The sequence below is a fragment of the uncultured Veillonella sp. genome, assembly GCF_905209685.1.
In the GTDB taxonomy this organism is placed as follows: Bacteria; Bacillota; Negativicutes; order Veillonellales; family Veillonellaceae; genus Veillonella.
Genome location: NZ_CAJLUB010000099.1, coordinates 1 through 6,865, shown reverse-complemented (window position 1 = coordinate 6,865; position 6,865 = coordinate 1). Strand labels below are relative to the sequence as shown.

Annotated in this window: 7 protein-coding genes; 4 read left to right on the top strand and 3 right to left on the bottom strand. The window is 37.3% G+C overall.

Annotated features, from left to right (window positions below):
• Both ppk1 and QZ055_RS07240 read left to right on the top strand, forming a co-directional pair.
• Positions 1-1,008, top strand: a 1,008-nt coding sequence (ppk1, locus tag QZ055_RS07245) for a polyphosphate kinase 1 (protein ID WP_295825655.1), incomplete at its 5' end; no start/stop codon positions are given.
• Between the two features lie 426 nt (positions 1,009-1,434).
• Positions 1,435-2,412 (top strand): 3D domain-containing protein, encoded by a 978-nt coding sequence (locus QZ055_RS07240; protein WP_005387109.1) that lies wholly within the window; start codon positions 1,435-1,437, stop codon positions 2,410-2,412.
• A gap of 124 nt (positions 2,413-2,536) precedes the next feature.
• On the opposite strand, the gene msrB is transcribed toward QZ055_RS07240, so the two are convergent.
• The 3 genes from msrB to QZ055_RS07225 form a co-directional block, all read right to left on the bottom strand.
• Positions 2,537-3,475 carry a peptide-methionine (R)-S-oxide reductase MsrB gene (gene msrB, locus QZ055_RS07235; RefSeq protein WP_295825652.1) on the bottom strand — a complete coding sequence of 313 codons (939 nt, stop codon included), beginning with the start codon at positions 3,473-3,475 and terminating at the stop codon, positions 2,537-2,539.
• On the bottom strand, positions 3,476-4,597 hold the full coding sequence (locus QZ055_RS07230) for a 5-methyltetrahydropteroyltriglutamate--homocysteine S-methyltransferase (RefSeq protein WP_295825649.1): 1,122 nt from the start codon (positions 4,595-4,597) through the stop codon (positions 3,476-3,478).
• A gap of 391 nt (positions 4,598-4,988) precedes the next feature.
• Positions 4,989-5,927 (bottom strand): LysR family transcriptional regulator, encoded by a 939-nt coding sequence (locus tag QZ055_RS07225; RefSeq protein ID WP_295825647.1) that lies wholly within the window; start codon positions 5,925-5,927, stop codon positions 4,989-4,991.
• Between the two features lie 104 nt (positions 5,928-6,031).
• Between QZ055_RS07225 and rnmV the strand changes: the two genes are divergently transcribed.
• Positions 6,032-6,559, top strand: coding sequence for a ribonuclease M5 (rnmV, locus tag QZ055_RS07220; protein ID WP_119207310.1), 528 nt, complete (start codon positions 6,032-6,034; stop codon positions 6,557-6,559).
• A 13-nt stretch (positions 6,560-6,572) separates the two neighbouring features.
• Positions 6,573-6,865: rRNA adenine N-6-methyltransferase family protein (locus QZ055_RS07215; protein ID WP_295825643.1), on the top strand; the 293-nt coding region annotated here is incomplete at its 3' end.

Below are 6,865 nucleotides of genomic sequence, written 5' to 3'. Positions count from 1 at the left end.
ATTAAACAAACCTTGTATCGCGTAAGTGGGGATTCTCCAATTATTGCATCCTTAATTAAGGCTGCGGATAATGGGAAGCAAGTAACCGTACTTATGGAGGTTAAAGCACGCTTTGATGAAGAGAATAATATCCATATGGCACGCCGCTTAGAAAAAGCAGGTTGTCATGTAATTTATGGTTTGAAAGGTCTTAAAACTCATTCTAAGATTACCATGGTTGTGCGCAGAGAGGATGCAGGTATTAGACGTTACGTTCATTTAGCTACAGGTAACTATAATGGCAAGACAGCACGGATGTATACGGATTGTGGCATATTCACATGTAATGATGAATATGGCGACGATGCATCTCGCTTCTTCAATTTAATTTCTGGTTATTCCGATCCTCCAATTTGGAATAAATTTATTGTAGCCCCTTTAAATTTGCGGGAAAAGATAATGGAATTGATTGACCGTGAAATCGAATTCGCAAAACAGGGAGAAGAGGCATATATCATTGGCAAAATGAATTCCTTGCTCGATAAAGAAGTCATTGCTAAACTATATGAAGCTTCTGCTGCAGGTGTTCGTATTGATCTTATCGTTCGTGGTATCTGTACACTACGGCCTGGCATTGCAGGTGTTAGTGATAATATAACGGTTCGTTCCGTCGTAGGGCGTTTCTTAGAACATCATCGTTTATTCTATTTCCATAATGGGGGGAATGAAAGTCTATTCCTATCTAGTGCAGACTGGATGCCGAGAAATTTAAATGAACGTGTAGAACTTATGATTCCTATTGAAGATAAACGGCATAAGGAGCGCGTTAAAGGTATTTTAGATTTATATTTAGAAGATACCTTAAAAGCTCATATTATGAGAGCAGATGGCTCGTATCGTAAAATTAATGATAGAGAACATCCAATTTCTGCTCAAGAGGAACTTATGAAAGAAGCTATTGCTCGAGAACACAAGGAATCGATGACCGTCATTGAGCGTTTACAACCAATGTTTAAGATGAATAAATGATGAAATTCATACATAGTGTTGAATGATGAATTTTAATACATTTATATAATACTGAAAAAGCCTGTTTTTACAGGCTTTTTTACATGTATACATATTTAAAAATGAGATAAAAATGAAGTTTTCTGATATGTAGAAAATTTTGGTAACAATTGAAAAACACATAAAAATACAATTTATGTTATAAAAAATCCTAGCATACTATATATGGTAGTGGTATCGTATATATGTACACAATTCGGAATATATTGTATAGTATTAAAAAATATAGATATGTACGTATGCAGTGGACTTTTTGTAATAATATAGAAAATTATATTTATAAAAAGTCAGAATTTACATAGGTTTATCTCCTATTGTTAACCTTTGGTGTTTGACAGGTTATATCTATCTGTAGTAGAATAATTACATTACAGGAGGGATTACAATATGAGAATTCATAAGACACACAAACGATATATTTCGTCTGTTGTTGCTGGATTGATTGTAACAGCTGTAACTATGACAGGTTTTTCTTATAATGATAAAACCGTTACCGTTATGGTAGATGGTGCAGCACACACTGTTAGAACACATTTAAATTCTAACGAAGGTATCGTACGCGATGCTGGGGTTAAATTAAATCCAAATGATAAAGTTATTTCCAGCTCAACATCTGTTCAAAATGGTACAACATTAACTGTTGTACGTGCCATTCCAGTTTATGTAACTGTTAATGGTAAGACTAGAGCTGTTTTCACAACAGAAACAACTGCACAAGGCGTTGCTAATGAACTTGGTTTCAAAATGCCTAACTACGCTGTAGTAGGCGATGCAAATGGTTCTGTATTAAGTGGTACACATATTACTATTGCACAAGTAACTAGTCGATCCTTGTCTACTGTAGATCAAGAAATTGCTATTCAAGTAATTCGACAAAAAGATGATACAATGGCACAAGGTGAAGAAGAGGTTGTTCAAGTTGGTCAACCTGGTTTAGAACGAGTGCAACGTGAAACATTATATAGTAATGGTACGGTTATTAAGACTAATGACGTATCTAAAGTAACACAACGCGAAATGGTACCTACTATTATTAAAGAAGGTACTCGTGAAGTGACTACATCTCGTAATATTGCTGGTCGCTCATCTCGTGCTATCGTAATGGAAGCTTCTGCTTACCTTGCTGGCGATGGTGATGGTGCTGGTATTACGGCTACAGGTGTTCCTGCAGTACGCGGTATTGCAGCGGTTGACCCAGATGTTATCCCATTGGGTACACGCTTATTTATCCCTGGTTACGGTGAAGCTATTGCTGCCGATACTGGTGGTGCTATTGTGGGTAACAAAATTGACCTTGTAATGGACTCTTATGGTGAGGCTATGGACTTTGGTCGCCAAGACGTTACAGTGTACGTATTGGACTAATATGAAGATTTAGAGGATATATCTGTAAGATATATCCTTTTTTTTATTGGACCTACTTAGATCAGTAAGTGAGTAATCACAATAGATATAGTAAAAGGACGCCTTATGATTAAGGCGTCCTTTTTTAGTCTTCGATATATGGAATTAGATATTCGTACTTTGTACCTTTTAATTCATCTTTAGGGATAAATCGTAAAGATGATCCATTGATACAGTAGCGCAATGAACCATTAGGGCCATCTTCAAATACATGGCCTAAATGGGCATTACCAATGCGGCTGCGAACTTCAATCCGATTCATGCCATGAGAGTCATCTTGATAGTATTTAATAACATCCTTTGCGATTGGCTTTGTGAAGCTAGGCCAACCACAGTGAGATTCAAATTTATGGGCGGACACGAAGAGGGGTTCTCCTGTAGTGATATCTACATAAAGACCTGGTTTAAATTCATCAGTTAACTCATGACTGAATGGTGCATCTGTAGCAGAGTTTTGTGTAACTTCAAACTCTTGCGGAGATAAAGACTTGAGCTCTTCCTCGGAAGGCTTATTATAGGCGTTGTCATCTACAAGTGGTTCATCAGATAGGCCTAGTGGAATATGACAATAGCCATTAGGGTTTTTATCTAAGTAATCTTGGTGGTATTCCTCTGCAGAGTAGTAGTTAGATAGAGGTAATACTTCAATAGCAAATGGCTTTCCTTCGAAGGATTGCGCACGAGCCAAGGTACTTTCAATAATAGTTTTGTCGGCTTTATCTATATAGTAAATACCAGTTCGATATTGAATGCCTACGTCGCCACCTTGTTTATTAACGCTGAATGGATCGATGGCGCGTAAGAAGTATTGAATTAAGTGATCTAAGGAAAGTACATCTGCATCGTATGTAACCTTTAGCGCTTCCACGTGACCACTATCATGACAGACATCTTCATAACTTGGATTTTCCGTAGGACCATTGGCATAGCCGACTTCAGTGGAAATCACGCCAGAGATTTTTCTGATATACCCTTGAAGGCCCCAGAAACAACCGCCGCCTAAATATATAGTATGTTCGTTCATTTAATCACCCCAAACTTCATGAGCTATTTCTTTTACTAATGCAAGTTTAGCCCATTGTTGCTCTTCGGTCAATTGGTTGCCGATTTCACAAGATGCAAAGCCACATTGAGGGGATAGGCAAAGTCTATCGAGTGGAATATATTTTGTAGCTTCTTTAATACGTTCTTTGATAACCTCTTTATCCTCTAATTCTGGACGTTTAGATGTAATAAGACCTAATACGACCTTTTTATTAGGAGACACTTCACGCAATGGTTCAAAGCCACCAGAGCGGTCATCATCAAATTCTAGATAGTATGCATCTACATTTTCTTTAGCGAATAGAATTGGTGCAACTGGTTCATAACCACCACTAGCAGCCCAAGTAGAGTTATAATTACCACGGCATACATGCGTTGTGAACGCCAAATCATGAGGGCGACCTTCAAGCGCTAAGTTGTTTAAGCGTAGGTACTTAGCTGTTTCGCCTTCAATAGTAACACTTTTATCTTTTTGGCGACCAGTCCAGTAAGCGTGGTCACAGCACATACCCCAAGTGCAATCATCAAATTGGATGTTGCGGCAACCTGCTTCATAGAGGTCTTTAATTACTTGACGGTATGCAGCAGCAATGTCTTGAATTAATTCTTCAAAATCAGGGTAGAAGGAGCGTGTTGTAATACCGTTATCCTCGCGGAATAATTCGGCTAAAAATTGGGATGGAGCAGGAATTGTTTGACGAGCTGTAGTATGTTCATCTTCAAATTGTTTTACAAATTTGAAATGTTCTACAAATGGATGGTTAGTACCTGTAATTTTACCAGTAAGGGCGAGGGAGCCTGGCGCTGTTTCTTGACCAACGAATTTGTAACCGTGTTCAAGTTCAATTTCTTTTACTCCATTGAATCCCCACATGAAATCTAAGTGCCAGTATGCACGGCGGAATTCACCATCAGTAATAACAGGAAGACCTGCAGCTTTTTGTTTTTGAATGAGGTCTGTAATAAGACGATCTTCAACAGCTGTTAGCTCTTCTCTTGTAATATTTCCTTTTGTAAAAGCTTCACGAGCTTCTTTTAATTCTGCTGGGCGTAGGAAAGAACCTACGATATCAAAATGAAATGGTGCTAATTGTTTGGACATATATAATCCTCCTTATATAAACGGTAAAACCGATAGATTCGATAGGTTTATTATAACTAAGGATGAGCATATATAAAAATATCAATATATTAATGTTGTGTATAGCTTTAAGTTATATCAGAGAGTTATTTTTGCGTTTCAGTTATATCGAGATGTAAAAGTAATATAGTATCAACTCAGTTGTGGCATATCTTATTCTATCTTATGCTTTTCTTTGGTTTAGTTGTTAGCAGTTAGATTTCCTACATATATTAAAAAGCACTCTCTAAATGAACTGCACCCAAAAAATTGGACACAATTTTCCGAGGTACAGTTCAAAATCGAGAGTGCTTTTATTTAAAGTTACACTATTATGTAGAGCAGTTGAAATATAATCAAGAATCCTACAATATTATTCTTTTGTTTCAGGTAGTTTAATATGTCTACCGTAGTTGCCTACATACTGTTCTAAGGCTTGAATATACTCTTGTCCTAAACGACTGCGATGCATTTTGTTATTGGTAATGTAACCGATATGCATTAAACCTTCTTCAGCAAGAGGAACAGAGATAATATTCTCTCCGTTTACTTCTTCATCGATAACACCACTAGATACGGTATATCCATCTAGACCAAGCAATAAACTAAAGAGGGATGCTCTGTCGCGTACACGAATATGTTTTGGTCGTACAACGGTACTAAAAATTTCTTCAGAGAAATAGAAAGAGTTGTGATCGCCTTGTTCAAAGGAGATATATGGATATTCCTCTAATTCGTCCATAGATACAACCTTTTTATTAACTAGTGGATGGTTTTTGCCTATGAAGATATGTGGGTGTGCAGTAAATAACTCTGTAAATGTTAATTCATTAGTGTGAATTAATTTCTCTAGTACAGGTCTATTAAAATCATTATAGAAGAGTAAACCAATTTCACTCTTCATATGAGCTACGTCATCGATGATTTCATAGGTTTGAGTTTCTCGTAAGGATACATCATATTGATCGATGCCTGCGCCTTTTAAAAGCTCTACAAAGGCGTTAACCGCAAAGGAGTAATGTTGCGTAGAAACAGAGAATTGTTTTTTACCACCGCTTTGGCTTTTATATTGCTCTTCCAATAAAGCGGCTTGCTCTAGTACTTGGCGTGCATAGCCGAGGAAACGTTCCCCTTCTTTAGAAACAGTAATCCCTTTATTGGTACGGTCGAAAATGGTAATGCCCATTTCCTTTTCCAATTCCTTAATAGCCTTTGTTAGACTTGGTTGAGACACGAAGAGTCTCTTAGCAGCTTCACTAATACTGCCTATATTTGCAATTGTTGTGACATACTTTAATTGTTGTAAGGTCATAATGGACTCCTTTTATATATTACACTACCTATACTACTCGATTATAAGTATTTAAGCAATGTTATATATATGTTACAATGTACTAATAGAATAAAGGAGGACCTATGCTTAAACAAGTCATCGTAGTAGAAGGAAAATCTGATATACAACGTATTGCACAAGCCGTAGAAGCAGACTGTATTGCTACAGAGGGTTTTACACTTCGTAAAGGTGTTATTGATATGATTCGTGTAGCTTATGAAAAGCGAGGTATTATCATATTAACCGATCCTGATACAGCAGGGGAGAGAATTCGTCGTGTATTAACAAAAAAATTCCCTAATGCACAGCATGCTTTTGTCCCTCGTGATGAAGCGTTTGCAAATGATGATATTGGCATAGAACAAGCATCTCCAGAATCCATTAGAAAGGCTTTATCCACATTACATGTAGAATCCTTGGAATCATCTAACGAATTTTCTATGGTAGATCTAGTTCGTCATGGGTTATCAGGTATGCCTGATAGTGCTGCTCGCCGTGCGGTTATTGGGGCTAAGTTAGGCATTGGTTATGGCAATGGGAAACAGTTTTTATACCGTTTAAATCACTATGGTATAAGTCGAGATGCTTTTGAAGAGGCTGTAAATAGTTAAAATAGGAGTTAAGATGTTAGAATCAGTAATTGCAAGCCCTGAAGTAGTACATTATATATGTAAACGCTTCGATATTAAAATGAGTAAGAAATTAGGGCAGAACTTTCTTATTAAGAGAGGTATTGTAGACGAAATTGTACATGCTGCGGAATTGACACCTGGTGAACCTGTACTAGAGGTAGGTCCTGGTATTGGCACATTGACACAGGGGTTAGCACAAAGTGGTGCTGATGTAACGGCCATTGAGTTAGACCGTCGCTTATTAGAGGTTCTAGATACTACATTGGCTTCCTATGACAATGTACG

Bases quoted from the DNA above. Each gene is read 5' to 3' on its own strand.
- QZ055_RS07240 (WP_005387109.1), top strand. From the start codon at position 1,435: ATGAGAATTCATAAGACACACAAACGATATATTTCGTCTGTTGTTGCT.
- msrB (WP_295825652.1), bottom strand. From the start codon at position 3,475: ATGAACGAACATACTATATATTTAGGCGGCGGTTGTTTCTGGGGCCTT.
- QZ055_RS07230 (WP_295825649.1), bottom strand. From the start codon at position 4,597: ATGTCCAAACAATTAGCACCATTTCATTTTGATATCGTAGGTTCTTTC.
- QZ055_RS07225 (WP_295825647.1), bottom strand. From the start codon at position 5,927: ATGACCTTACAACAATTAAAGTATGTCACAACAATTGCAAATATAGGC.
- rnmV (WP_119207310.1), top strand. From the start codon at position 6,032: ATGCTTAAACAAGTCATCGTAGTAGAAGGAAAATCTGATATACAACGT.